Annotated in this window: 19 protein-coding genes; 8 read left to right on the forward strand and 11 right to left on the reverse strand. The window is 61.9% G+C overall.

Features of this window, described 5'->3' with window-relative positions:
- Positions 1 to 4: 4 nt before the first annotated feature.
- Together AC07OV_RS26465 and AC07OV_RS26470 are read right to left on the reverse strand one after the other, a co-directional pair.
- Positions 5 to 451: a GNAT family N-acetyltransferase gene (locus tag AC07OV_RS26465; RefSeq protein WP_494997495.1), complete on the reverse strand. Its 447-nt coding sequence runs from the start codon at positions 449 to 451 to the stop codon at positions 5 to 7.
- Complete coding sequence (locus AC07OV_RS26470) at positions 448 to 1,086, reverse strand: FMN-binding negative transcriptional regulator (protein ID WP_494997496.1); 639 nt, start codon at positions 1,084 to 1,086, stop codon at positions 448 to 450. The genes AC07OV_RS26465 and AC07OV_RS26470 overlap by 4 nt, the downstream gene beginning before the upstream one ends.
- 87 nt (positions 1,087 to 1,173) lie before the next feature.
- Here AC07OV_RS26470 and pdxR point away from each other — a divergent pair, with 87 nt between their 5' ends.
- Entirely contained in the window at positions 1,174 to 2,718 is a 1,545-nt protein-coding gene (gene pdxR, locus AC07OV_RS26475) for a MocR-like pyridoxine biosynthesis transcription factor PdxR (protein ID WP_494997497.1), read from the forward strand.
- 96 nt (positions 2,719 to 2,814) lie between these two features.
- A complete protein-coding gene (locus AC07OV_RS26480; RefSeq protein ID WP_495093281.1) occupies positions 2,815 to 5,100 on the forward strand; it encodes a hypothetical protein in 2,286 nt (761 codons plus the stop codon).
- A 7-nt stretch (positions 5,101 to 5,107) separates the two neighbouring features.
- Here AC07OV_RS26480 and AC07OV_RS26485 read toward each other — a convergent pair whose 3' ends face one another.
- The 7 genes from AC07OV_RS26485 to aspA form a co-directional block, all read right to left on the reverse strand.
- The gene (locus tag AC07OV_RS26485) at positions 5,108 to 6,199 is read right to left on the reverse strand and encodes a polyamine ABC transporter substrate-binding protein (RefSeq protein WP_176994512.1); all 1,092 of its coding nucleotides are present in this window, start codon (positions 6,197 to 6,199) and stop codon (positions 5,108 to 5,110) included.
- Entirely contained in the window at positions 6,196 to 7,236 is a 1,041-nt protein-coding gene (locus AC07OV_RS26490) for a histone deacetylase family protein (RefSeq protein ID WP_495093282.1), read from the reverse strand. Before AC07OV_RS26490 ends, AC07OV_RS26485 begins: the two co-directional genes overlap by 4 nt.
- Positions 7,237 to 7,358: 122 nt before the next feature.
- Positions 7,359 to 8,351: an AraC family transcriptional regulator gene (locus AC07OV_RS26495; RefSeq protein ID WP_176994510.1), complete on the reverse strand. Its 993-nt coding sequence runs from the start codon at positions 8,349 to 8,351 to the stop codon at positions 7,359 to 7,361.
- Positions 8,352 to 8,403: 52 nt separating this feature from the next.
- A complete protein-coding gene (locus AC07OV_RS26500; RefSeq protein WP_495093283.1) occupies positions 8,404 to 13,005 on the reverse strand; it encodes a hypothetical protein in 4,602 nt (1,533 codons plus the stop codon).
- A gap of 107 nt (positions 13,006 to 13,112) precedes the next feature.
- Positions 13,113 to 14,090, reverse strand: a complete 978-nt coding sequence (locus tag AC07OV_RS26505; RefSeq protein WP_495093284.1) for an asparaginase — start codon at positions 14,088 to 14,090, stop codon at positions 13,113 to 13,115.
- 76 nt (positions 14,091 to 14,166) lie between these two features.
- Positions 14,167 to 15,612, reverse strand: coding sequence for an alanine/glycine:cation symporter family protein (locus AC07OV_RS26510; protein ID WP_495093285.1), 1,446 nt, complete (start codon positions 15,610 to 15,612; stop codon positions 14,167 to 14,169).
- A 393-nt stretch (positions 15,613 to 16,005) separates the two neighbouring features.
- The gene (gene aspA / locus AC07OV_RS26515) at positions 16,006 to 17,430 is read right to left on the reverse strand and encodes an aspartate ammonia-lyase (RefSeq protein ID WP_123716599.1); all 1,425 of its coding nucleotides are present in this window, start codon (positions 17,428 to 17,430) and stop codon (positions 16,006 to 16,008) included.
- Between the two features lie 182 nt (positions 17,431 to 17,612).
- On the opposite strand from aspA, the gene AC07OV_RS26520 reads away from it, so the two are divergent.
- From AC07OV_RS26520 to AC07OV_RS26540, 5 genes are all read left to right on the forward strand, one after another.
- Complete coding sequence (locus AC07OV_RS26520) at positions 17,613 to 18,524, forward strand: LysR substrate-binding domain-containing protein (protein ID WP_176994506.1); 912 nt, start codon at positions 17,613 to 17,615, stop codon at positions 18,522 to 18,524.
- A 315-nt stretch (positions 18,525 to 18,839) separates the two neighbouring features.
- Positions 18,840 to 19,331 carry a 5-(carboxyamino)imidazole ribonucleotide mutase gene (gene purE / locus AC07OV_RS26525; protein ID WP_003176980.1) on the forward strand — a complete coding sequence of 164 codons (492 nt, stop codon included), beginning with the start codon at positions 18,840 to 18,842 and terminating at the stop codon, positions 19,329 to 19,331.
- A gap of 11 nt (positions 19,332 to 19,342) precedes the next feature.
- Entirely contained in the window at positions 19,343 to 20,428 is a 1,086-nt protein-coding gene (locus AC07OV_RS26530; RefSeq protein WP_176994505.1) for a 5-(carboxyamino)imidazole ribonucleotide synthase, read from the forward strand.
- Positions 20,429 to 20,532: 104 nt separating this feature from the next.
- Positions 20,533 to 20,778 carry a GlsB/YeaQ/YmgE family stress response membrane protein gene (locus tag AC07OV_RS26535; protein ID WP_017253508.1) on the forward strand — a complete coding sequence of 82 codons (246 nt, stop codon included), beginning with the start codon at positions 20,533 to 20,535 and terminating at the stop codon, positions 20,776 to 20,778.
- 78 nt (positions 20,779 to 20,856) lie between these two features.
- Entirely contained in the window at positions 20,857 to 21,393 is a 537-nt protein-coding gene (locus AC07OV_RS26540) for a DUF3299 domain-containing protein (protein WP_494997504.1), read from the forward strand.
- Positions 21,394 to 21,509: 116 nt separating this feature from the next.
- Here AC07OV_RS26540 and AC07OV_RS26545 read toward each other — a convergent pair whose 3' ends face one another.
- Positions 21,510 to 22,409, reverse strand: a complete 900-nt coding sequence (locus AC07OV_RS26545) for a D-hexose-6-phosphate mutarotase (RefSeq protein ID WP_495093286.1) — start codon at positions 22,407 to 22,409, stop codon at positions 21,510 to 21,512.
- A gap of 57 nt (positions 22,410 to 22,466) precedes the next feature.
- Positions 22,467 to 22,871 (reverse strand): acyl-CoA thioesterase, encoded by a 405-nt coding sequence (locus AC07OV_RS26550; RefSeq protein WP_003176975.1) that lies wholly within the window; start codon positions 22,869 to 22,871, stop codon positions 22,467 to 22,469.
- A gap of 376 nt (positions 22,872 to 23,247) precedes the next feature.
- Here AC07OV_RS26550 and AC07OV_RS26555 point away from each other — a divergent pair, with 376 nt between their 5' ends.
- Positions 23,248 to 24,525: an MFS transporter gene (locus AC07OV_RS26555; RefSeq protein ID WP_495093287.1), complete on the forward strand. Its 1,278-nt coding sequence runs from the start codon at positions 23,248 to 23,250 to the stop codon at positions 24,523 to 24,525.
- The last annotated feature ends 36 nt before the right edge of the window (positions 24,526 to 24,561 follow it).

The following is a 24,561-nucleotide window of genomic DNA, read 5'->3' on the forward strand; positions in this document are numbered from 1 at the left end:
CTCCTTAAAGGCCTTTGCGAAATTGAATGAAACCCGGGCGTTCGGCGATGCGTTCGTACAGCTGGATCGCCGTGGCATTGGTTTCGTGGGTCAACCAATGCACCTTGCAGCAGCCGTCGGCCTTGGCGGTGGCGTAGACGAACTCGATCAGCTTGCGGCCCACACCGGTGCCGCGCTGAGCCGGGTCCACCAACAGGTCCTGCAGGTAGCAGGAATTCTCGATGCTCCAATTGGAGCGGTGGTAAATGAAGTTGACCATGCCCACCGCCTTGCCGTCCTGCCAGGCCAGCGCCGAATGGGTCGGCTCATGGGCGTCGATCAGGCGCTGCCAGGTGCTTTGGGTCACAGCCTCTGGCAGTTCAGTCTCGTAGAACTTCAAGTATGCCTGCCACAGTGGCAGCCAGGCCGCGTGGTCGGCAGCGGTGACTTGGCGGATATCGATCTGGCTCATTCTGAAACTCCTTGGGGAATAAAGCGGGCGAGGGTCTGGTCACGCACATCGCTGCTGGCGGCCAGGCCTTCGCGTACGCCGGCAACGTCGGCCGGGCTGCGGTTCTGGCTGAGTTTGCGTTTGCCGATCAGGCGTTCGACCGGCAAGGCAAAACCGACGATGGCCTTGAGCATGCCGTCGATGTAGTCGGCCGGGGCGTCACTGACTTTCCAGGGTTGGGCGCGGCCGCCTTCATGGCGGTCGGTCAGCGCACTGACTACTGCGAGCAACCGTTCGGCATCGCTAAACACCTCAGCTTTGCCGTAGGCGTGCACGGCGATGTAGTTCCAGGTGGGCACCACTTTGCCGTGCTCGGCCTTGGCCGGGTAGAACGACGGGCTGATGTAGGCCTCGGCGCCCGCAAAAATCACCAGTGCATCGCTGCCGTTCTGCAGGTCTTTCCACTGCGGATTGGCCTTGGCCAGGTGGCCATAGAGTGTGCCGTTCGGGCCCTCATCGGGGTTGAGCAGCAGCGGCAAATGACTGGCTTGCAGACCTTGCTCACCAAAGGTCACCAACTGCGCCAGGCGGGTGTGCTGGATCAGTTGCTGCAGTTCGGGCAGGTCGTCGAGGGCAAAGGCGCGGGGTGTGTACATGGAAATATTCCTTGGCGAATGCCTGCATCCTAGGCAGGCTAATGGTTCGTTGTAAGAGCCATCTAAGGCCAATTTCATAGGTCCAATATGTCGCCGATCACGCCACCGCTGTCCTTCAACCCCGCCGGGATCGAGCTGGATCGCCGCCACGGTTTGACTCGCCAATTGTATGAAGCCCTGCGCCAGCGTGTGTTGGATGGGCGGTTGGTCAGCGGCACACGTTTGCCCGCGACCCGTGATCTGGCGGCAGCCTTGTCCATCTCCCGCAACAGCGTGGTGCGCGCCTATGACCAGTTGTATGCCGAGGGGTTTATCGAAAGTCGGGTCGGTGATGGCACCTATGTAGCTCAATTGCCGAGCACAAAAAAACTATCCACAAAACTGTCCACAGGGTTATCGACAGGCTTATCCCCAGCCTTATCCACAAAATGGGCAAAATTGCCGGAAGATCTGGACAGTGAAGTTATCCACAGCGCGGGTTTGGCTCGGATAAAAAATAACCATTTGGCGCAGGTCCCATTGGGGCCGCCAAGGGCATTTCGAGTGGGTGTCCCGGCGTTCGACCTGTTTCCGTTCGAGGTATGGGCCAAGCTGAACGGGGCGTTCTGGCGTAAACCCAACCTTGAGCAGCTCTGCTATGGCGACCCCGCAGGCGATGCGCGTTTGCGCGGTTTGATCGCCGCTTATTTACGCAGCTCGCGCGGCATGCAGTGCACAGCTGAACAAATTGTGATCACCAGTGGCGCGCAGCAGGCAATCAGCCTTTGTGCACAGTTGCTGGTGGAGCCGGGTGATGGGGTGGCCATAGAAAATCCTGGCTACCGCGCGGCAGGCCATGCGTTTGCCTTGGCGGGTGGGCGATTGCACGGTGTGCCCGTGGACAGTGAGGGCATAGACTGCCAGGTGTTGAACACCCTTGGTGACTGTCGCCTGGCCTATGTCACGCCGTCCCACCAATACCCGTTGGGCGTGGTGATGAGCCTGGCACGGCGCCTGGAGCTGCTGGCCTGGGCCGAGCGCACGGGCGGCTGGATCATCGAGGACGACTACGACGGAGAGTACCGCTACAGCGGCGCGCCCCTGTCGCCCCTGGCAGCGTTGGACCGTAGCGGGCGAGTGCTGTATGTCGGCACGTTCGGCAAAGTGGCCTTTCCGGCGTTGCGCCTGGGCTACCTGGTGCTGCCGGCGCGGCTGGTGGATGCCTTCTCCCGACGCCGTGCGGTGGACATGCGCCACTCGGAAGTCAGCACCCAGGCCGTCATGGCCGAGTTCATGGCGGCCGGGCATTTTCAGCGGCACATTCGCCGCATGCGCCGCGCCGCCTTGAGCCGGCGTAATGCCTTGCTGGCGGGCTGGCCTCGCGATTTGCCGGGTGTGGGTGCATTGCCTGGTGTAGCGGCGGGGCTGCATATGACCGTGCGCGTGGACAGCCTGGCCCGTGAGCAGCAATTGCTCGCGCAAGCTCACGCGGCGGATGTCGAGATCAATGGCTTGAGCACTTACTGGTTGGCGCAATCGGCCCCGCCCGACGATCAGCGCGCCGGCCTGGTGCTGGGCTTTGCTGCCGTCCCGGAAGCGGGGATTGCCCTGGCGCTGGCGCGTCTGCGCAAGGCCTGGGGGTGTGTCAACTAACTACAGACACCGCAAGGACGCGGGTCCCTACCTTGAGCACGCAAGGCCGGCGGCAATCTGCGCCCGGCGTTTCCTGTGTTTGCCAAGGTAATGATCATGTTCGACCCTTTCATGCTGCAGCTCAGCCAACTGTTTGCCCTGCGCCCCACGCTTCAATCGCTGGGGATTACCCAAGCCCGTCTCGACCAGCACTATCAGGGCGTGCTCGAACACTACTGCGAGCACCTGATCGCTTTTTTCACGGGTGCCGATACCCGCAGGTTCAGCCGCTGGCGACATCTGGCACAGCAACTGGAGCGGCGTTTGCGCACCGCTCGCAGGGCGTTGAATACCGCGTCTTCGCGGGAAATGGTCAAGGCGATCCTGGACTACCCCGACAGTGGCGAGCGCGAGCAGCAGCTTGGCGAGCGTTCGCCGCAGGTTTATCTCACCACCCGGCACGGTTGCCTGGCACTGACCATTACCCGTGGCAACGACGCGCCACTGATGTTCACCGTGGCTCGAGGCCTGGACATTGAAGATCACGCCTCGGTGCCGCCGAAACCGGCAGAGCGCCTTGAACATAACGTCTTCGAAGGGTACGCCCTGGGTGCATTGGAGGGGGCGTTGCAGCGCATCGCCTGGATCGATCCCGACGCGTTTTCCTCGTTGGCGGCGTTGGATCGGCAACTGGCCTGGGCATCTGGTTTTGCCGATTTTCTCGGGCTGCAGGCGGAGCAAGACAGCCTGCGTTTCGAGCTGGAACAGCAGTTGCCGCCGTGGCTGAAAAACGCCTCGTCCTCCGGCCGCTTGGCTTATAGCCAGTGGCTGGAAGCGCTGGCGCGGTTCCACGAGAAATCCAGGGGCGCCGGCGCACTGGAGGCTGACGCGGAACAGGCACAGGCTTTGTTTAGCCGGCAGTTGGCTCTTCAGCTGCGTCGCCTGGCCCTGGAATGCAGCCTGCGCAATGAGGCCAATGTCACCCATGAGGGGTATCGAACGGTGCGCGCAGCGGTGAATACCTTTGCCGTGCACCGGCGGCTGCGTGGCGTCGCCATGGGGATCATGCCGCTGCTCGATGGCAGCGGTTATCTGCTGGGCCCGCCGACGACCCTGCAAGGTCCCTGGCTGGTGCTGCGGCCCGAGGCGCAACAGGTCATCGAGCAGGTGATGCTCGCGCCGCAGACCGGGGCGCCGCTGGAGGATCCGTTCAGCGTGCTGTACCACGCCGGCATCTCGCGATGGTTGTCGCTGTTCGAGCATCCCCTGGATACCCTCGCGCGTCTCAAGCAAGTGAGCGGCAACCTTCAGGGGGCCTGCGACACTGAGCGGGGCTGGCGCTGTGAGGTCAGCCTGCTACGTAACCTGGCGCTGCTGCTGGTGTGCCCAGGCACAGCGCATCCCGGCGAGGTTGCGAATGCACACCCCAGGGTCAAGCGGATGGATACTGCCTGGGCCGGGGCTCGCAAGGCGTTGTCGGTTAAGCAGGAACAACGCTTGGCCGAGTTGAAACGCCCGCTACCGTTGCCACTGGGCCAGCCGATTGGTGAGGGGGTTCACAAAGGTCTTCATCGCGTAGGCAATGTGCTCATCTACAACAAAGACGAAAACCACTTCAATGTTTTATCGAATAACCGGTTTGCACCCGTCGTGAACATCAACTTCGTGGAGCACCGAATCGTCGATAACCCCGAACAGCCGACAGTCTACGGGCCCGGCCTTGCTCCGGACGCGCGTGGCCGCTGGCAGTTGCAACGCGCGCCCAGGCTGCGGCGTGACATTGATCAATTGAGCCCGGCGGCGCGCCGTGCAATCAGTGCAGGCACCGCTCTCAGTGCCACCTTGCCTGCGCTGCTCGGCGACGCGACCCGGCGGTCCCAGGCGCCGGGTACTTTGGCGGTAGAAGTGGAGGAAGGCCTGGAACGCAACGCGCGTCGTTTCGACGACGCGGCACAGGCCATTCAACGCACCAGCAGCGCTGCGCCAATGATCACTCAGTTGCGAGGCGAGGCCGTACAACTGCGCGCCCACGGCCGCTGCCTGCGTATTGAAATGGCTCGGCACACACCCACGCCGACACTGGGTGACGTGCAATTTTTGCTTGAGCAAAAAGTGATCCGCATCCAGCGGGTCGGTGGCCGCGTGCCGGAAACCATCGATGGCGTGGTGGACTACTTGCAGGAATACGAGGTGCTGGACCTCACCGAAAAGGGGCAGCCCTTGTGGTACGCCCACTTTCATTACCCCAGCGTTGAGGCCGCCAGCGACCAACCCACGGCTGCTCACCTGAAAACAGCGGCCCAGCGCAGACTGGGCCGCGAGTACGAGCGTGAGACCGGGCGCAAGGTCTATCGTGGCCCGATCACCAATGCCGCGGGGCGACAGGTCTTCCTGGCCGTTTGAGCCCGGCTTAGGTGCCCGACTTGATCTTGGTCCAGGCCCGTGTCCTGGCCCGTTCCGCGTCACGCCCCAACGGTTTGAGGGTATAGAGCGTGCTCATCGCGGCCTCGGTCGGGTACAGGTTAGGGTTGTTGCGAATGGCCGGGTCCACCTGTTCGGTCGCGTCCTTGTTCGGGTTCGGGTACCCAACAAAGTCACTGATCGGCGCGATCACCTGGGGTTGCAACAGGTAGTTGATGAAGGTGTAGGCGTCCTGCGGGTTCTGCGCGCCTTTGGGAATGGCGAGCATGTCGAACCAGATCGGTGCGCCTTCCTTAGGCAGGCGCATGTCCACGGTCACACCGTTCTTGGCTTCCTTGGCGCGGTTGGCCGCCTGGGAAAAACTGCCCGAATAGCCCACGGCCACGCAGATGTCGCCATTGGCGATGTCGGCCATGTACTTGGAGGAGTGGAAGTAGGTGATGTAGGGGCGGATCTTCATCAACAGCGCTTCAGCCTTGACGTAGTCCTTGGGGTTGCTGCTGTTGGGGTCCAGGCCCAGGTGCTGCAGGGCCAGCGGTAGAATCTCTGACGGCGAATCGAGGAAGGCCACGCCGCATTGCTTGAGCTTGCTGATGTTCTCTTCCTTGAAGATCAGGTCCCAGCTGTCCACCGGCGCGTTCGGCCCCAGCACCGCCTTGACCTTGTCCGGGTTGAAGCCGATGAGGATGGTGCCGTACATGTAGGGCACGGCGAATTTGTTGCCGGGGTCATTGGCTTCGATCAGTTTCATCAGCTTGGGATCGAGGTGGTTCCAGTTGGGTAACTGGCTGCGGTCCAGGGGCTGGAACACGCCGGCTTCGATCTGCTTGGCGAGGAACACGTTGGAGGGCACCACCACGTCATACCCGGAGTTGCCGGTCAGCAGCTTGGCTTCCAGCGCTTCGTTGGTGTCGAAGATGTCGTACACCAGCTTGATCCTGGGGTTCTGCGCCTTGAAATCTTCCAGCGCCTTGGGGGTGATGTAGTCGAACCAGTTGTAGACCTTGAGGGTTTTTTCTTCGGCCTGCACTGCACCGCTCAACACGGCGGCGCATAGGGCCAGGGAGGCGAGCATCTTCATCGGGTGGCTCCTTCTTGTTCGAAACCTTCGAGCACGTTGACGGCGTTGATGCCGATTTCTTCTACCGCGTAACCGCCTTCCATCACGAACAGCGTGGGCTTGCCCAGGCGCGCGATGCGTCGGCCCATGGCCAGGTAATCCGGGCTGTCGAGCTTGAACTGAGAGATGGGGTCGTCCTTGAACGTGTCGACACCCAGGGACACCACGATGATGTCGGCGTCATAGCGTTCGGTCTCCTGGCACGCTGCGTCGAGTGCGGCGCTCCACACCTCCCAACCGGAACCGGCCGGCAGCGGGTAATTGAAATTGAAGCCCTCGCCCGCGCCTTCTCCCAACTCGTCGGCATACCCCAGGAAAAACGGGAACTCCGCCTCTGGGTGGCCGTGGATGGAGGTGAAGAGCACATCGCTGCGGTCGTAGAAAATCGACTGGGTGCCGTTGCCGTGGTGGTAGTCCACGTCGATGATCGCAACCCGTTGGTGACCCTGATCGAGAAACGCCTGGGCGGCGATGGCGGCGTTGTTGAGGTAGCAATAACCGCCCATCAAATCACTGGCGGCGTGATGCCCCGGCGGGCGGCACAAGGCAAAGGCACTGTGGGCACCCTGTTGGATGGCCTGCTGTGCGGTGAGCGCCACTTGTGCCGCGCTGTAGGCCGCTTGCCAGGTGCCGGCCGTGATCGGTGCGCCGCCATCGAAGCTGTAATAGCCCAACTGACCATGCAGGCTGGTGGGCAATACCCGGCGCAGTGTGCGGGCGGGCCAAGTGTATGGCAGCAGGTCGCCGTCCGTGTTGAACTCGGTCCAGCGCGCCCAGGCCCCTTTGAAAAAATCGAGGTAGTCGCGACTGTGGATGCGCTGCAGCGGTGCCAGGCCGAAGTCCTGGGGAGCCTGCACTGGGCCCAGTTCGCGGGCTTTGACCCGTTGCAACACATGGTCGGCACGCGACGGCATCTCGAAGCAAGGCATCAGTTGCCCGTCCATCAGTTCGCAGCGGCCGTGGTGCAGGTGGTGGTCGTCGGAGTAGATCGTCAGCATGGGTGGCTCCCGCAGGCTCATTGTTGTGCCTTGCAGTGTTGCGTTCAGCGCGAGTCATGAAAACGGCAGGAGCGGCCAGAAGGGGATAAATGTGGCCAAAGAACGTGACCGTAATTCGCCCTTTAATGGCGCATCAGGCTGGGCGCTACCCCACTCCAGCGCACAAACGCGTGGCGAAAGCTGGCGGTTTCGCTGAAACCCAGCTGTTCGGCGATCTTGTGGATCGGCATCTGGTCTTGCGCGAGCCACAGCTTGGCCTTTTCAAAGCGCAGCTCGTCGAGCAGTTGCTGGTAGCTGCAACCCAGGGCCTGCAAGTGCCGGCGCAGCGTGCGTGCAGAACAATTCATCTGCGCGGCCAAGCCCTCAAGGCCGGGAGCGGCATGCAGTTGGTCGGCCAGCAATTGGCGCACACGGTTCAGCCAGGCCTGGCGCCCTGTGAACTCGGAGTTCTGTTTGCGACAGCGGTCGGCCATGGCCCGATGGGTGATGGCGTCTGCCAGGGGCAGGGGTTGTTCCAGCAATGCCTGGTCAAAGGCAAACCCGTTGACCGGGGCGTCGAACTGCAGCGGGCAGCCAAAGCGCTCGGCATAGCGGGCGTGATAATCCGGCGCCGGGTAGTCGAAGCGCGCCTCACGCAAAGGCAGCGCGCAGCCGAGCAAGTCATCGCAGATGACCTTCATCGACACCAGGCAAAACTCCACGTTGAACGCTGCCAGCGCCGGATCTTCCCGATAGTCGCCGGCGGTCAGCCAGACCTGCTCGCCGTCCTCCATCAGGCGCAGCTCGAAAAGTGTTCCCAACAGCGCCGGGTAGCGCAGTGCCAGGCGCAAAGCGTCACCTAAGGTGGCACTGGTGAGCAGCGCGTAACCCAGCAGACCGTAGCTCGACACATGCATGCGCTGGCCCAGCTCCAGGCCGATGTCCTGGCGCAGCGCCACGGCGTTGGCACACACCCGCATCTCCTGGCACGTGGTGATACGTGTGTCGGCGTGGCGCAGATCCGTCAGGCCGATGCCGCTGCCGGCCAGCAACACCTCGCTCGCCAGACCCTGGGCGTTGAAGGTGGACAGCACCAGGGACACGGCGTTGAGCGTGGTCAGGTGTGAGTGCAGCATGGGCAAACCTGTAGAGGGTATGGCTTACGGGCAGCAAGTTACATGCCGGGTGTCAGTTCCCGGACTCGGACTTCGGTCGTTGAAAAAACAGTTCGCGGGCCTGTTCCAGACTTATCTCGCTGCGATAGAACGCCACGGTCCGGGCGCGGTCAAGGCCCTTGGCCGTATCGGCAGCCGCGCCCAGGCGGTACTCGTCCGGGGTTTTCAGGCGGGCAGACAGGTAGGCTTTGTCCGGTGTCCAGTGAGTGCTGTAATGAAAATGTGCGTACCACAGCACCTGCCCCGTCACGCGATCGCTGATGGTGTATTCATCCAGGTAGTCCGGGTTTATGGACTTGATGCGACGGCGGGCCACGGTTTTCTTGATGGATATCACATTGTGCCGCTTGAGCCATTCAACCCCCGATACGGTGGGTGGCCGCAGCTTGAGCGTGCGTTGCACCAGCTGATTGCTCTGCTGATAGAGGTCGGCCAAGGCGTCGTCGAGGGCTTTGATCACGGCGCTGGCCGGTGCTGACAAGGCTTCACTGTCGGTGATGTTGCGCTGCGTCAGGGCCTGTTCGATCGAGTGACGCGCCAACTCCAGCCTACTGGCATGCTGGTGGTACAAGTGCTCGATGCCAAACGGTGCACGATCAGCGAGGTTGGCGTGGGTACGGGCCCGTGCGAGAAATGCGGGCAGCTCACTCAACAGGCGCTGGCCCTGGCTGATGCTCTGCTGCAGATCCACGGCAATGGGCCCGGCCGACGGCGGCGGGGTGCGGTCGCGTACAACCCAGACGCCCTTGGTTTTTTCATGATAGGTAGCCAGCACCTGCTGGGTCAGGGGTGAGCGAATATCCACGAGGCCGGTTTCCAGGCCCAAGTCGGTCAGGCGCGGCTCACCGATCAACAGGCCGTTGTAGCGGGTGTGGATAAATTGTTTCCTGGGGCGCGGCGGCGTAGACGGCGGGGTGGGGCGGTTTCTGAGCGCGGTTCTTTCCAGGCTCAGCATGCCGAGGTTGCTGGTGGCCCGGTGCTGGAACTCGCTCAGTTCCCCGCGCAATTCAAGCAGTTGATCGGTGATAGCTTGTTCGGAGAACTCCACGGGAAAATCCTGCAAGCGCTCGTCCAGTAATTGAAACTGTTCGATCAGGCTGCTCAAGGTATCAATGCGTTCGTCCAGGCGTCGATCGCTGTGCTCCTCCAGGGTGTCACGCAGGCATTGGATCGCGATGTCGGCGGTGTCGACAATCTGGTCAATCGCCAACCAGGCTTGCGGCGTGCTCTTGATGCTTGTCTCGGGCAGGCACAGGTTGCGCGTCAGTGATATGCGTATCGCCTTGAGGTCGTCGGGGGTGTAGACCGGCATCGAGCCCTTGAGGGTATTGAGTAACAGCGCACCATCCCTGGCCAGGCCCTTGAGTTGGATGAAGCGACCGTGCATGTAGTCCAACTGCACGAGCAGCTTGCCGGCCAGCTCGCGCAGTTCGCGAAAGTCCTCGATATGACGCTCTTGCGGCACTTCGATCTGGCGCTGCATCTGATCGTGCACGGTGCGCCACTTGGGGGTGAAGCGGGCGAGGATATCGCTGAGCGCGGCCTGGGTCAGCCTGGCCTGGGCCTTGATGTAGTTGAGGGCCTTGGGCGCGTACTCTGCGCTGGGTTCGTGGACATTCATCTCCTTGAGCATCTGCAGGGCCGACTCGTATTCCGTACGCTGGGTCTCCAGGGTCTGGATATAGGTGTGCCTGAGCGCATCGGCCGAGGAGGAGGGCGCGGCGTCCAACGCTTGCCGGGCCCGTTGCAGCGCGTCCTGGGCGGCCCGTTTACCTTTTTCGAAGGCCTCCAGGCGCTCGCGCAATTGCTGCGCCTTTTGCCTGGCTTGCGCGCGGGCCTTGGCGGTCAGGAGCTTGGGACCGCCTCCCCGCAGACGCAGGCGGGTATCGATAAACCACTGACCGCTGCTGTTGTGAATCAACAGCGGGCCGGTACGACTGGGTTGCGCGGGGTCGACAATCTGTACATCGTCGTTTTCGTCGACCAACACTTTGAACCAGCGATGTGCCACCGGGGCGTACCAGCTTTGCCCGTCGCCATACAGAAGATGATAAGCCCCAGGTTCGTTGTGGACTTCTCCCAGCGCGTCGGGTTTGGCCACCATGAAGCTGTCCAGCACGGTGGCCAGGCGGGTAGGTGCCCGGTTGATTGCGCCGCTGACGTGCAAGGGCTGGTCATGGGCGATCAGCGCGTCTGAGGCAATCGGCGTCAGTTGAGTGATGCTGACGGGTGTTGGAGGGGAGGGTTGTTTTGGCACCACCACAGTGTTGCCGAGCGTTGGTCGGCGTGGTGTGGTGCGGGTGACACTGTGCAGGGTCAGGGCCGTGCCGAGGTTGAGCAGCAATTCGGCGAGTGCGGCCCAGGTGGATCGCTGCTCGGGATGCTCCTGGGCGTCGACCACGGTTTGCAACTGATCCATGATTTGCCAGATCCAGGCCGCCACACCGACGGTGCGCCCCAGAAACGGCAGTGCGCTATTGAAGATCAGCCAGCCGGCGCGTTTGAACGTGGCCCAGCGCGCTTCGGCGTTGGACACCGATTGCCGGTCGGCGAGAGTGATCAGCGCGTTGGCATTGGCATCGTACAGTACGCCGGGCAGGTCGCCTTCGATGGTCTCCTGGCCGAGCGCCAGCGGCCCGCCCATGATCCATAGCTTGAACGGGTCTACCAGGAATTCGACCACGGCCCAGGGCGACGGCAGGTCGCCGGGAAACACGTATTGGGCATAATCATCGCGCACGTCATCCGGCAGCCACGCCAGCACCGAATCGCGCAGGCTTCTGGACTGCTGCAAGGCATAGAGCAGGTTGCTTTGCGAAGGGAACTGGGAAAGGGGTTTGTCCAGCAGCGGCCGGTACAGCAGGCAGGGGCCGGTGGTCGGGTCTTCCGGCCCGATCACGAACATATTGGTGACCTGGTCGGCAATGTTGCCCTGCCGACGGGTCGGCACGAACGCCAGCGCTCGCATCACAATGCGCTGGCCCTGTACCTGGCGTTCAGCGGTCTCGGCCTGTGTTACGGCCTTTACATACGCATAGCCTTGTTCATCGATGCCATCTTCGTGGCGCAACTTGCACTGCAAAGCCAATAACGGCAGTTGAATACGCAAGTGCTGGGCGTAGAGCGAGCGTCGGCGTGCGGACTCTTGAGCGTTATCCAGCAGCGTCCGGCGGATCAGCGCCAGGTAGGTGCTGCCGATGTCCACGCGGCTGATCAAGCCTTCCAGGTACTCGACGGTCAGCCAGTCCGGCAGCGGGTGTGGGTTTCGCAGGCGCAGGGACTTGATGCCCACCGGCAAGGCAATCAGGTTTTGCAGGGCCAGTTCCACCAGGCTGAACACCGTGGTGTCGATTTGCCCCGGCACCGCGAATGTGCCCCAGACCACGGGGCTGCGCACGACGATGTCGAGGTCGCTCAGCCACTGCGTGAGTGCGTCGGGGTGGTCCTTGAGTATTTCCGCGCAGAGCTGTTCGAGCGTGTATTGAGGGAGCGGGCTGATGCCTTCGTCATAAGTACGGCCCTCGTTGGCGTTATGCAGGGCTGCCAGGTCCTTGAGGTGGCGTGAGTACGCCGCCTGGTCTGCCGCAGTGGCGCTGGTGAGCCAGTCGGGGAGCGCTTGGATGTAATCGAGCAGGGCCGGTGTGCTTCGTTTGGCGCGGGGGGTTGGCGGTTGCGCCAGCACGTGCTGTGAAACGTTCGGCTCGCGCAGGTAGGAAAAGTCGATAGCTCCGATCGCCTTGGTCTGGATGCCGATGAAAGCAATGGCCAGGTAGTCGAAAAAATCACCATCAGGTTCGACCAGGCGCCACTCCAGTTTTTTGTACACCGCCGGCAGTGACAGGTCCTTGCCCAGTTCGTCGAGGGAGCGGTACTTCTTGAAACCCGCCATCAGTGAATGGGTGAGGACCACCTCGGTGCCTTCCGGTTTGCCGATAAGCACGCTGATCAGGTTTTCATCAAGGTGGGAGGTATTGCCCGCGTCATCAATCTGGTCGACATCCACCACATAGGCTCGAGCGCCATTTGGGTTTTGTTGCTTGCGAGTAGCCGCGTCCGGGGTTTGAAACAGCTGGCGTGCCATTTGGCAATCAGCCGTGGTCCAGCCAGGCACTTGTTCCAGGTTCCAGTGGTCGCGCAGCACGGTCGATAGCCCGTGCCAGCGTGGGCCGCTGTCACTTTCGGTGGTGTTCCAGTACTCCAGTTGGGCCTGTTGGTAGCCGCGCAACATCACGGGTGCCAGGGTATTGAGGATACTGGCGATATCGAGGATGCGCACCGGCAGGTGGATCGCTGGCTCAATGACGGGCAGTTGGGTCAGAAAATGCTGGCCCTCGATGTAGAGCGTGGGTACTGCCAACACGGATTGCACGGCGAGCACGTCGGTGAGCACCTGGTAATGGCGGCCGGCCGGTACGATCTGGTCATCCTCGATGTCCCACAGCGGAGTACCGACCACGGCGGTATTCGGGTCGATATCGAGCGTGGGGTACAGCGCCTGCAATTGCTCACGCAGCAAGGTGGCGGCCACTTCGCGAAACGCGGGGCCAGTGGACATTTGCGCGATCAGCGCGTCAGTGAGGCTTTGATGAGGTTCGGTTGAGGGGGATGCAGTCATGACGCTTCCTTGCACGAAAGAATGGCAACAGGCCCAGTAAAAACCTGGGCGTTGCCATGCTAGGAAGCGTCGAACCGGGTGCGGTGGTGCTTATGTAAGGCGGGTATTCACTGCAACTCGCCGCACAGGTCCAGTTCCACCAGGCGCCGTACTTCCTGAGTGTCGAGCCCGCTGCCGAGCAGCGCATTGAGCTTGCCGAACGCCGCTTCGCGGGTCATGCCACCACCGGACAGCACACCAACGCCGCGCAGGCGGCTGCCGGCTTCGTAGACATCCAGCTCCACACCGCCCTCATGGCATTGGGTGATCGCCACTACCACAATGCCGTGCTCCTGGGCGTGCTGGAGGCTGGCGAGAAAGTCCGCATTGTCACTCGGGCCGGTGCCGCTGCCGAAGCATTCAAGAATCAGGCCCTGGATGCCGCTGCCGATCATGGCGTCCAACTGCGCAGCGCCAATACCCGGCACCAGCGGCAGTACGCCGACGGTGACCAGGGCTTTGGGCAGGCGAAAGTCCAGAGTCAGGGGAAGGGTGTCTGCACGGGCTGCACCGCCTTGGCGATTCAGCGCCGCGAACGGGTTGCGGCCGAAACTGCGGATCTTCGCGCAGCGGGTCGGCGCGATCATTGCGCCGTGGAAATGCAGGTGCACACCCGGCGTCAGGCCCGTGCCCAGTGCCTGCAAGGCGCCACTGACGTTTTCCCACGCATCGCTGTCCGGCACGCCGGCCGGCAACATGGAACCGGTGAACACCACCGGTGCCGGCAAGCCCAACAGTTGAAAGCTCATGGCCGCCGCGCTGTAAGCCAGGGTGTCGGTGCCGTGCAGGATCAGCACGCCATCGCAGCCCTGGTCCACCGCGTCGATCACGGCGATGCGCAGGCGCTGCCAATACGCGGGCGTCATGTTGGCGCTGTCGATCAGCGGGGTCATTTCCTGGAAACGCCAGGTGGGCAGTGGCTGGCCGGCAAGCTGTTCGCGCATGCGCGCTTCGAAACCGGATGCGGGGGCCAGGCCGTTGGCGCTGGCCTGCATGCCGATGGTGCCGCCGGTGTAGAGCACCATGACGTTATTGGATGCTGACATTGAGATTCTCCTGAACGAAAAACGCCGCCGGGCCCAGAGCATGCCCAAGGCCGGGCGGCGTGTCATCTATCTACGCTTAGCGTTGCGCTTGAGCGTTCAGTTCAGCCGAGGGGGCCGCTTGCGGTTTCACCGGGTTGGCCGGCCAGGCCTTCAGGTCCAGATCCAGGTCAGAGAACTGGCTGGAGTCGAACACCGGGGTCTTGATACCCGCTGCACGCTGGTTGTCGTAGTCGTTCAGGATACGCATGGCAATCTTGAACAGGAACGCCAGGGCGAACAGGTTGACGAATGCGAGCATCGTCATAGTGATGTCGGCGAACGCGAACACGGTGCTCAGGTTCTCGATCGAGCCCCAGAAAATCAGCGCCAGCACCACTGCACGGTAGGCCATCAGCATCTTGCGGTTGTTGCCAACCAGGAAACGCAGGTTGCTCTCGCCCAGGTAGTAGTTGTACATGATCGAGGTGAACACGAACAACGCCAGGGCCACGGAGATGAACATGCGGCCCCAGTCACCGACTACAGCGGCCAGGGAGTTCTGGGTCAGGGCAATGCCGTCGCCTTCGAAGCCTGGGGTGTAGAAACCGGAGAGCAGGATCAGCAGCGCGGTGCAGGTGCAGATCACGAAGGTGTCGAGGAACACGCTGAACGCCTGGACCACGCCTTGGGCGATCGGGTGTTCTACGGAAGCGACTGCGGCCACGTTAGGCGCACTGCCCAGGCCGGCTTCGTTGGCGAACACGCCGCGCTTCACACCCATGATGATCGCGCTGCCGACCAGGCCACCGAAGGCCTGGTCGAGGCCGAAGGCGCTCTTGACGATGGTCGCGAGCATGGCCGGCACGTGGTCGAACTGCAGCACGATCACGTACAGGGTCACCGCGATGTAGATCAGGGTCTTGACCGGCACCAGCAGGTCGGCGATCGAGGCGATACGCTTGATCCCGCCGATGAATACCATGCCCAGCAACACGGCCAGGGCCAGGCCGGTGTAGGTGGTGTCCAGGCCAAAGGCGCTGTTCAGGGAGTGGGTCACGGCGTGGGCTTGCAGGCCGTTGAAGGCGAAACCGAAGGTCACCAGCAACAAGAACGCGACGACCATACCCAACCAGCGTTTTTGCAGGCCGTGCTGGATGTAATACGCCGGGCCGCCACGGAAGGTGCCTTCGGCATCGGTGCGCTTGTACAGCTGGCCGAGGGAGCACTCGATAAAGCTCGACGACATGCCCACCAACGCGGTGACCCACATCCAGAACACGGCACCCGGGCCACCCAGGGTCACGGCAATGCCGACACCGGCGATGTTACCCGCACCTACACGGCCAGCCAGGCTGAGCATCAGCGCCTGGAACGAGCTGAGTTGGTCGGAGCTGTTCTTCAGGCTGTCGCGAAACACCGAGAACATGTGGAAAAAGTGACGCAGCTGTACGAAACGCGAGCGAATCGTGAAATAACCGCCGAGCCCGACAATGAGCACGATCAGTACTTTCCCTGAGAGGAAGTCGTTGATGACTTCGAGCATGGAGTGTTCCTCGCTGATTTTTCTAATGGCAAACGCAGGACGGTCCGACGCATCGCTCAGCACCAGGCAGTGCACGACGCTTGGACCCCAATCCTTTTGCGGGTGTTGTTATTCATGCGCTTTCGCGTTGTGTCCGGGCCTCGTTACCGACGGCCGCAGGCGCGAAGAGGGGCGGCACTATACCTAGGCGAGCGTGATCCGTCTGCACGGGGCGATTAAAGGTTTCAGCCGAGCTGTGGCGGGGGGAGTGGGTTTGCAGGGCGATATTGGATTTTTTATAAGCGTCATTTCACAACCTTGAGGCAAAAAAAAGGGCCTGAAGAACGAGCCTTCAGGCCCTCAAAAGGTGAGAGGTGTCTAGTCCCTCAACCTGGTGAGCGGTGCAACAAACGCTTAGGCCTTCAGTGGAACCAAGCGTGGGGCAATCATGTTTTCGGGGCGCAGGATGTCGTCGAGCATGGCGTCGTCGAGCAAGCCTTCTTCGCGCACCAGTTCCAGCACGCCGCGGCCGCTTTCAAGGGCGATACGGGCGATGCGGGTGGCGTTTTCATAGCCGATGTACGGGTTCAGCGCGGTGACCAGACCGATGGAGTGCTCCACCAGCTCGCGGCAGCGGGCTTCGTTGGCGGTGATGCCAGTGATGCAATGTTCGCGCAGCATGTCCATGGCACGTTGCAGCAGGCGGATCGAGTCGAAGATCTTGAAGGCGATCAGCGGTTCCATCACGTTCAGTTGCAGTTGGCCGCCTTCGGCTGCCATGGTCAGGGCCAGGTCGTTGCCGATCACTTGGAATGCCACTTGGTTTACGGCTTCCGGGATCACCGGGTTGACCTTGCCGGGCATGATCGAGCTGCCTGGCTGACGTGCCGGCAGGTTGATCTCGTTGATGCCAGTACGTGGGCCGCTGGACAGCAGGCGCAGGTCGTTGCAGATCTTCGACAGCTTCACCGCAGTACGCTTGAGCATGCCGGAGAACAGCACGAAGGCGCCCATGTCGGAGGTGGCTTCGATCAGGTCGGCGGCTGGAACAACCGGCTGGCCGCTGATGACGGCCAGGCGTTGTACGGCCAGGGCCTGGTAGCGCGGGTCGGCGTTGATGCCGGTGCCGATGGCGGTGCCGCCCAGGTTCACTTCGGTCAGCAGCTCTGGCGCCAGGGTTTTCAGGCGGGCCAGGTCTTCACCCAAGGTGGTGGCGAAGGCACGGAATTCCTGGCCGAGGGTCATCGGCACGGCGTCTTGCAATTGGGTGCGGCCCATTTTCAGCACGTGGCTGAATTCGACACCTTTGGCGGCGAATGCCTGGATCAGGCTGTCGAGGCTGGCCAGCAGCGCGTCATGGCCCAGCAGCAGACCCAGGCGGATCGCGGTCGGGTAGGCGTCGTTGGTCGACTGCGCCATGTTCACGTCGTTGTTGGGGTGCAGGTACTGGTATTCGCCCTTGTTGTGGCCCATGGCCTCCAACGCGATGTTGGCGATGACTTCGTTGGCATTCATGTTGGTTGAAGTGCCAGCGCCGCCTTGAATCATGTCCACCACGAACTCTTCGTGGAAATCGCCGCGGATCAGACGGGCACAGGCTTCGCTGATGGCAGCGTGCTTGGCCTCGCTGAGCTGACCCAGCTCGCGGTTGGCGTCAGCCGCCGCTTGCTTGACCATTGCCAGGCCGACCACCAATTTCGGGTAATGCGAAATCGGAACGCCCGAGAGGCGGAAGTTGTTCACCGCTCGCAGGGTCTGGATGCCGTAATACGCTTGAGCCGGTACTTCGAGTACGCCAAGCAGGTCTTTTTCTGTGCGGAAAGATGCAGCGGAGGACATGACGGAAATCATCTCGATATGGACCCGGAACTGGCCGGAACGCTGCGAATGCTAGGCTTGTAGAAGTTTTTGGGCCAATGCTGTTAAGCACTAACCTATGCACAAACGGCATAATGTGCGTGTGACCCGGTTATCATGGCGGGCGTGTGTGCCAAAATGGTGCGTACCTGCGGGAGGAAGTGATGAACCTTGAGAGCAAATGGCTGGAAGACTTCAGCGCCTTGGCGGCGACGCGCAGTTTTTCCCAGGCGGCGGAACGGCGTTTTGTAACTCAGCCGGCGTTCAGTCGCCGTATCCGTAGCCTGGAGGCGGCGTTGGGCCTGACGCTGGTCAACCGCTCGCGCACACCGGTCGAGCTGACGGCGGCGGGGCAATTGTTCCTGGTGACAGCGCGTACCGTGGTCGAACAGCTGGGTGAAGTGCTGCGCCATTTGCACCATCTGGAAGGCGGGCAGGGCGAGGTCATGCAAGTGGCTGCTGCTCACTCCCTTGCGTTGGGCTTCTTCCCGCGCTGGATTGCACAACTGCGCAACGAAGGCTTGAACATCGCCACACGGCTGGTGGCGACTAACGTGGGCGACGCGGTACACGCCCTGCGTGAAGGCGGTTGCGACCTGATGCTGGCGTTCTACGACCCTGATGCAGCCATGCAGATGGATGCCGAGATTTTCCCTTCGCTGCACTTGGGCAATACTGAAATGCTTCCGGTGTGTGCCGCCGATGCCGAGGGCAAGCCGTTGTTCGATCTGGAAGGCGAAGGCAGCGTGCCGTTGCTGGCGTACAGCGCAGGCGCGTTCCTTGGCCGTTCGGTGCACTTGCTGCTGCGCCAGCGCGCCCTGCGCTTCACCACCGTGTACGAAACCGCCATGGCCGACAGCCTCAAGAGCATGGCGCTGGAAGGCCTGGGCATCGCCTGGGTGCCGCAGTTGAGTGTGCGGGCTGAATTGGCGCGTGGTGAATTGGTGGTGTGCGGCGGCCCGCAATGGCACGTGCCGCTGGAGATTCGCCTGTATCGCTGTGCGCTGGTGCGCAAGGCGAATGTGCGGTTGTTGTGGCGCAAGTTGGAAGGTGGGGCGGCCGCCGAACGCAGTTAACTGTAGGAGCTGGCTTGCCGGCGATCGCGGTTTGTCCGGCAGCATTTGTGTCACTGATCCACCGCTATCGCCGGCAAGCCGGCTCCTACAGGTTTTAGGGTGTTTTGACTGACTCTTGAGTCAATAAAACCGCCACTTTGCCCCGCTAGACAGATGGTCATGCCAGGGGCTGTTTATCTTGATTATTACGGTATACTGCGCGGCCTTCGGCCGGTCCAACCGGCCAAATTTCGTACAACAAGCCACGCCGGATTTCCCGCGTGGCTTGTTGTTTTTTGACGCGCCTGCGGGCGCCCAGAGAGAAGAGGCACGACGATGAGTGCATTGGTTGGCGTGATCATGGGCTCCAAGTCCGATTGGTCCACCCTTAGCCACACCGCCGATATGCTGGAAAAACTCGGCATTCCGTATGAAGTGAAAGTGGTCTCTGCCCACCGCACCCCGGATCTGCTGTTCCAGTATGCCGATGAAGCAGAATCCCGTGGCATCGAGGTGATCATCGCCGGTGCCGGCGGTGCGGCGCACCTGCCGGGCATGTGTGCGGCCAAGACCCATCTGCCGGTACTCGGCGTGCCGGTGCAGTCGGCAATGCTCTCGGGCGTGGACTCGCTGTTGTCCATCGTGCAGATGCCGGCCGGTATCCCGGTGGCCACCCTGGCAATCGGCAAAGCGGGCGCGATCAATGCCGCGTTGTTGTCCGCCAGCATCCTGGGCGCCAAGCACCCGCAGTTCCACGCGGTGCTGAAAAAATTCCGTGCTGAGCAGACAGACAGCGTGCTGGACAATCCAGACCCACGCATCGCCTGAGGTTGTTGACGATGAAAATCGGTGTAATCGGTGGCGGCCAACTGGGTCGTATGCTGGCCCTGGCGGGAACCCCGCTGGGGATGAACTTCGCTTTCCTGGACCCGGCGCCGGACGCGTGCGCGGCGGCATTGGGTGAACACCTGCGGGCTGACTACAGCGACCCGGACCACCTGCGCCAGCTGGCCGACGAAGTCGACCTGGTGACCTTTGAGTTCGAAAGCGTCCCGGCTGAAACCGTAGCCTTCCTGTCGCAGTTCGTGCCGGTGTACCCGAGCGCCGAAGCCTTGCGCATTGCCCGCGACCGCTGGTTCGAGAAAAGCATGTTCAAGGACCTGGGCATTCCGACCCCGGCCTTCGCCGATATCCAGTCCCAGGCAGACCTGGACGCGGCCGTTGCCAGTATCGGCCTGCCGGCCGTGCTGAAAACCCGCACCCTGGGTTACGACGGCAAGGGCCAGAAAGTCCTGCGCACCGCGGCTGATGTGGTCGGTACCTTCGCCGAGTTGGGCAGCGTTGCCTGCCTGCTGGAAGGCTTCGTGCCGTTCACCGGTGAAGTCTCGCTGATCGCCGTGCGTGCCCGGGATGGCGAAACCCGCTTCTACCCGTTGGTGCACAACACCCACGACAGCGGCATCCTCAAGCTGTCCGTGGCCAGCACCGACCACCCGCTGCAGGCCCTGGCCGAAGACTACTCCAGCCGTGTGCTCAAGCAGCTGGATTATGTCGGTGTGATGGCGTTCGAGTTCTTTGAAGTCGACGGTGGCCTCAAGGCCAACGAAATCGCCCCGCGTGTGCACAACTCCGGGCACTGGACCACCGAAGGCGCCGAGTGCAGCCAGTTCGAAAACCACCTGCGGGCGGTAGCGGGCTTGCCACTGGGTTCCACGGCCAAGGTCGGTGAAAGCGCCATGCTCAACTTCATCGGTACCGTGCCTGCGGTGGAAAAAGTCATCGCCATCGACGACTGCCACCTGCATCACTACGGCAAGGCCTTCAAGGCCGGGCGCAAGGTGGGTCACGCCAACCTGCGTTGCAAGGACCGTGCGACGTTGCAGGCGCAGATCCTCAAGGTTGAAGCGCTGATCGCCGAGCAATAAGCCAAGTCCGACGGGAACCATTGGTGACCGTCGTCTCTCTGATTGCAGGACGCCAAAGTCTGACTAGGCTTTCGTGTAGCTCACTTCATTCAGAGGGAAATGCCATGGGTATCATCGGAACCATCTTTATCGGCCTGATCGTCGGCCTGCTGGCGCGTTTCCTCAAGCCAGGCGACGACAGCATGGGCTGGATCATGACCATCCTGCTGGGTATCGCCGGTTCCCTGGTCGCCACCTACGGTGGCCAGGCGTTGGGTATCTACCAGGCGGGCCAGGGTGCAGGCTTCATCGGCGCACTGATCGGCGCCATCGTGCTGCTGGTGATCTACGGCCTGATCAAAAAGAAATGATCTAAGCGACAAAGCCCTCTGCGCTGCGCAGGCGCAGAGGGCTAGAATGCTCGCCACCTGTATTTGTCGAGCCTCTCCATGCGCCGTCTTCTGTTGACTCTCCTCCTGCTGGGCTCTGGCCTGGCGCACGCCGGCGAACTGCCGGAAACCGACTGGCTCGACCTGATGCCACTGTCGGATCAGAAAGCCCTCGAGGCCATGCCCGAGATCGACCACAACTCCCCTGAAGCCCAAGGCACGTTCACCGACAAGGGTGGCTTGAAGCAAAGCAAAGGCTTGCCGGCGGTGATGTACTCCACCAAGACCGTGGCTGCCATGAACGGCAAGAACATCCGCATCGGCGGTTACCCGGTGCCGTTGGAAACCGACGCCAAGGGCCGCAGCACTTTGTTCTTCCTTGTGCCGTACCCAGGCGCCTGCATCCATGTGCCGCCACCGCCGCCTAATCAGCTGGTGCTGGTGCGCTACCCCAAAGGGTTGAGGCTGGATGATATCTACACGCCTTTGTGGGTCACGGGCACACTGAAGGTGGAGAAGGTCAATAACGACCTGGCGGACGCGGCGTATGCGCTGGATGCGGGGAAGGTGAGGGTGGTGAAGGAGTCGGATCTCTAAAACCCAACACCTATCAATGTGGGAGCTGGCTTGCCTGCGATGCAGGCACCTCGGTGTATCAGTGTCGCCGAGGCGATGCTATCGCAGGCAAGCCAGCTCCCACATTTGGATCGGGTTTACAGCGCGATACTGGTGATGCTCAAGCCCAAGGTGTGGTGTTGGCCTGGTGCCAAGGTCACCACATCATCCAGCACATTCGCCGTCTCGATACACAGCATGCCCGTCCAGCCATCATCGGCCATGTCGTCGAACGCCTTGGCGCGCTCGGTCCATGGGTTCCAGATTACGGTGGACGTCGACCCCTCGGCAGTGAGCTGGATGCGGCGCTGCCAGTCTTTGTCGACGATGTTCAGTTGCGCCGGGGTGTCGAGGTAGATGCGATCAGTCTCGGCGGTGAAGTGCAGGGGCCCAGCCTGTTGCTTGGTGGTCCAGCCGTCGGCGGTGTCGATGTAGGTTCCACCGTCCAACCCCTCGACGTGCACATTGCGCACGTCGCTCACGGCGAAGTAGGTGTGCAGTGCCTGGCTGAGGGTCACGGTGTCGGTGCCACGGTTATGGCTGGTCAGGCGGATGTGCAGTTGGTCGTCCAGCAGCAGGCTCAGGTTCAGGTCGACCTTGTGGGGCCAGCCCGGGAAGCCGCCTGCAGGTACTGGAAGCACCAGGTCCACGCGCAGTGCTTCGCCTTCGAGTGTGGTTCCGGCCAATTCCCAGAGCGCCGTGCGCACAAAACCGTGGGCACCGGCAGGCTGTTCGCTTTGGCGCATGGCCTTCACGCTGGGCGGGTTGCGGTCGAACACGCCGAACCACGGCCAGCACACCGGTACGCCAGTACGGATGCCTTTGCCCTGCTTGAACACTGCCTCAGGGTTGGGCCAGATCAGCGGCTGTTCGCCCTCGCGGCCGTAACTGAAGATATGCGCGCCTTGTTGGGCGATCATCAATTCAGCGCCGTTGTGGCGAATGCGCCAGCAGTCCAGCTCGTCGATTTTCACGGTTTCAACGTGGGGCACAGGCATACAAAGCACTCTTTATGGCAGGCAATGGGGCAATTGACCGTCAAAACCCGATGAGGTTTAACGTGCGCGCGACGGAACCGAGCGCGTGCGACCGCTGCCATCGATGGCGACGAACACGAACACGGCCTCGGTGACCTTGCGCCATTCGCTGGACAGCGGGTCATCGCTCCACACTTCGACCATCATCTGGATCGAGCTGCGGCCGATTTCCAGGGCCTGGGTATAGAAGGACAACTGCGCGCCCACAGCGACCGGTACCAGGAACGCCATGCGATCGATGGCCACGGTGGCCACGCGGCCGCCTGCGACCTTGCTGGCCATGGCGGTGCCGGCCAGGTCCATCTGCGCGACCAGCCAGCCGCCGAAGATATCGCCAAAACCATTGGTTTCACGCGGGAGCGCGGTGATTTGCAGGGCGAGATCGCCTTGCGGGATAGGATCTTCTTGTTCGAGTTCGATCATGCCAAGGGTGCCTCTGACCCGTAACGCTTCATGGGTATTTCAAGTGGATAGCCGTCTTCGAAAAAAACGTTTCAGCACCAACATACACCGCGTGATGCGTTTCTCGTAAGGCGTACTAAAGGGAAACTCTGCCAAATCGGCTGGATGGCACCCAACGACGTTTTGGCACAGCAGCCCCTCAAGACAGCGGGTTTGGCGCTTGCAAGGGCCGAGTATATCGAGACGCTGGCGTCGCGACGACCTCCCAGCGTTCATTTGGTCGCCAAATCCCAGCTGTAATGGGGCTTTTTCCGGAAACTGTGCTCGTTGCACGGAATATTTACCGGGCGTGGAGTGTTGTTCCGGCAAGTACCCGTCTTTATAGAGAAGCCTTGCCATGCCGACTGCTGCGCCCCTTGCGCGCTCGCTGACCCGCAGCGACTACAAAACCCTGTCGCTTTCCGCCCTGGGCAGTGCGCTGGAGTTCTATGACTTCATCATCTTTGTGTTTTTCGCGGCCGTGGTGGGCAAGCTGTTTTTCCCGCCGGACATGCCCGAATGGATGCGCCTGGTGCAGACCTTCGGCATTTTTGCGGCCGGCTACCTGATCCGGCCCTTGGGCGGCATCGTCATGGCGCACTTCGGTGACCTGCTGGGGCGCAAGAAGATGTTCACCCTCAGTATCTTCCTGATGGCGTTGCCGACCCTGGCCATCGGCTTGCTGCCGACGTATGCACAGGTCGGCCTGCTGGCGCCGGTGCTGTTGCTGTTGATGCGCATCATCCAGGGCGCGGCGATTGGCGGTGAGGTACCGGGCGCGTGGATTTTTGTGGCCGAACACGTGCCGGCCAAGCGAATTGGCTATGCCGTCGGTGTGTTGTCGGTGGGCCTGAACCTGGGGATTCTGCTCGGCTCGCTGGTCGCCACGGGTATCAATGGTGCGTACAGCCCCGAGCAGGTGGCCGATTATGCGTGGCGCATTCCGTTTCTGCTGGGCGGGGTATTCGGCTTGATGTCGGTGTACCTGCGCCGTTGGCTGCATGAAACGCCGGTGTTCGCCGAGTTGCAGCAGCGCAAGGCGTTGTCCCGGGAAGTGCCGCTGCGCACGGTACTGCGCGAGAGTCGTGAATCGATTGTGTTGTCGATGTTGATGACCTGGTTCTTGTCGGCCGGTGTGGTGGTGGTGATCCTGATGACGCCCGCCCTGCTGCAAGGTGTCTACCATGTCGCCCCTAAAGTGGCGTTGCAGGCCAATAGCCTGGCGATCATCAGCATGGCGCTGGGCTTGGTGATTGCCGGCAAGTTGTGCGACCGCCTGGGGGCTGGCCGCGTGTTGGTGTTTGGCTGTTTCGGCTTGATGGTGACGTGCTGGGCGCTGTACGCCAGCCTGGCTGGCCATCCGGAATGGCTATTCCCGTTGTACATGTTGACCGGGCTGTTTGTCGGCACCGTGACCGCAGCCCCTTTCGTCATGGTCGAGGGTTTCCCGGCGGCCGTGCGTTTCAGTGGCCTGTCGTTTTCCTACAACCTGGCCTATGCCGTGCTTGGCGGGCTGAGCCCGGTATTCGTGTCGCTGCTGCTCAAGGAGAGCCCGATGGGCCCGGCCTACTATGTGGCGCTGGTGTGCGTCATGGGCATGTTGGTGGGTGGATACCTCTGCAAGCGCGGGCGTTAAGCAACGCTGTGCTTTTGCGGGCGATTTGTTATCGTG

It is taken from the genome of Pseudomonas sp. GW821-FHT09A09, from assembly GCF_059418405.1.

Excerpts from the sequence above, each read along its gene's own strand:
- AC07OV_RS26520 (WP_176994506.1), top strand. The coding sequence starts at position 17,613 with ATGAACCTTGAGAGCAAATGGCTGGAAGACTTCAGCGCCTTGGCGGCG.
- AC07OV_RS26495 (WP_176994510.1), bottom strand. The coding sequence starts at position 8,351 with ATGCTGCACTCACACCTGACCACGCTCAACGCCGTGTCCCTGGTGCTG.
- AC07OV_RS26540 (WP_494997504.1), top strand. The coding sequence starts at position 20,857 with ATGCGCCGTCTTCTGTTGACTCTCCTCCTGCTGGGCTCTGGCCTGGCG.
- pdxR (WP_494997497.1), top strand. The coding sequence starts at position 1,174 with ATGTCGCCGATCACGCCACCGCTGTCCTTCAACCCCGCCGGGATCGAG.
- AC07OV_RS26555 (WP_495093287.1), top strand. The coding sequence starts at position 23,248 with ATGCCGACTGCTGCGCCCCTTGCGCGCTCGCTGACCCGCAGCGACTAC.
- AC07OV_RS26490 (WP_495093282.1), bottom strand. The coding sequence starts at position 7,236 with ATGCTGACGATCTACTCCGACGACCACCACCTGCACCACGGCCGCTGC.
- AC07OV_RS26500 (WP_495093283.1), bottom strand. The coding sequence starts at position 13,005 with ATGACTGCATCCCCCTCAACCGAACCTCATCAAAGCCTCACTGACGCG.
- purE (WP_003176980.1), top strand. The coding sequence starts at position 18,840 with ATGAGTGCATTGGTTGGCGTGATCATGGGCTCCAAGTCCGATTGGTCC.
- AC07OV_RS26480 (WP_495093281.1), top strand. The coding sequence starts at position 2,815 with ATGTTCGACCCTTTCATGCTGCAGCTCAGCCAACTGTTTGCCCTGCGC.
- AC07OV_RS26535 (WP_017253508.1), top strand. The coding sequence starts at position 20,533 with ATGGGTATCATCGGAACCATCTTTATCGGCCTGATCGTCGGCCTGCTG.
- AC07OV_RS26485 (WP_176994512.1), bottom strand. The coding sequence starts at position 6,199 with ATGAAGATGCTCGCCTCCCTGGCCCTATGCGCCGCCGTGTTGAGCGGT.
- AC07OV_RS26530 (WP_176994505.1), top strand. The coding sequence starts at position 19,343 with ATGAAAATCGGTGTAATCGGTGGCGGCCAACTGGGTCGTATGCTGGCC.
- aspA (WP_123716599.1), bottom strand. The coding sequence starts at position 17,430 with ATGTCCTCCGCTGCATCTTTCCGCACAGAAAAAGACCTGCTTGGCGTA.
- AC07OV_RS26470 (WP_494997496.1), bottom strand. The coding sequence starts at position 1,086 with ATGTACACACCCCGCGCCTTTGCCCTCGACGACCTGCCCGAACTGCAG.
- AC07OV_RS26550 (WP_003176975.1), bottom strand. The coding sequence starts at position 22,871 with ATGATCGAACTCGAACAAGAAGATCCTATCCCGCAAGGCGATCTCGCC.
- AC07OV_RS26545 (WP_495093286.1), bottom strand. The coding sequence starts at position 22,409 with ATGCCTGTGCCCCACGTTGAAACCGTGAAAATCGACGAGCTGGACTGC.
- AC07OV_RS26505 (WP_495093284.1), bottom strand. The coding sequence starts at position 14,090 with ATGTCAGCATCCAATAACGTCATGGTGCTCTACACCGGCGGCACCATC.
- AC07OV_RS26510 (WP_495093285.1), bottom strand. The coding sequence starts at position 15,612 with ATGCTCGAAGTCATCAACGACTTCCTCTCAGGGAAAGTACTGATCGTG.
- AC07OV_RS26465 (WP_494997495.1), bottom strand. The coding sequence starts at position 451 with ATGAGCCAGATCGATATCCGCCAAGTCACCGCTGCCGACCACGCGGCC.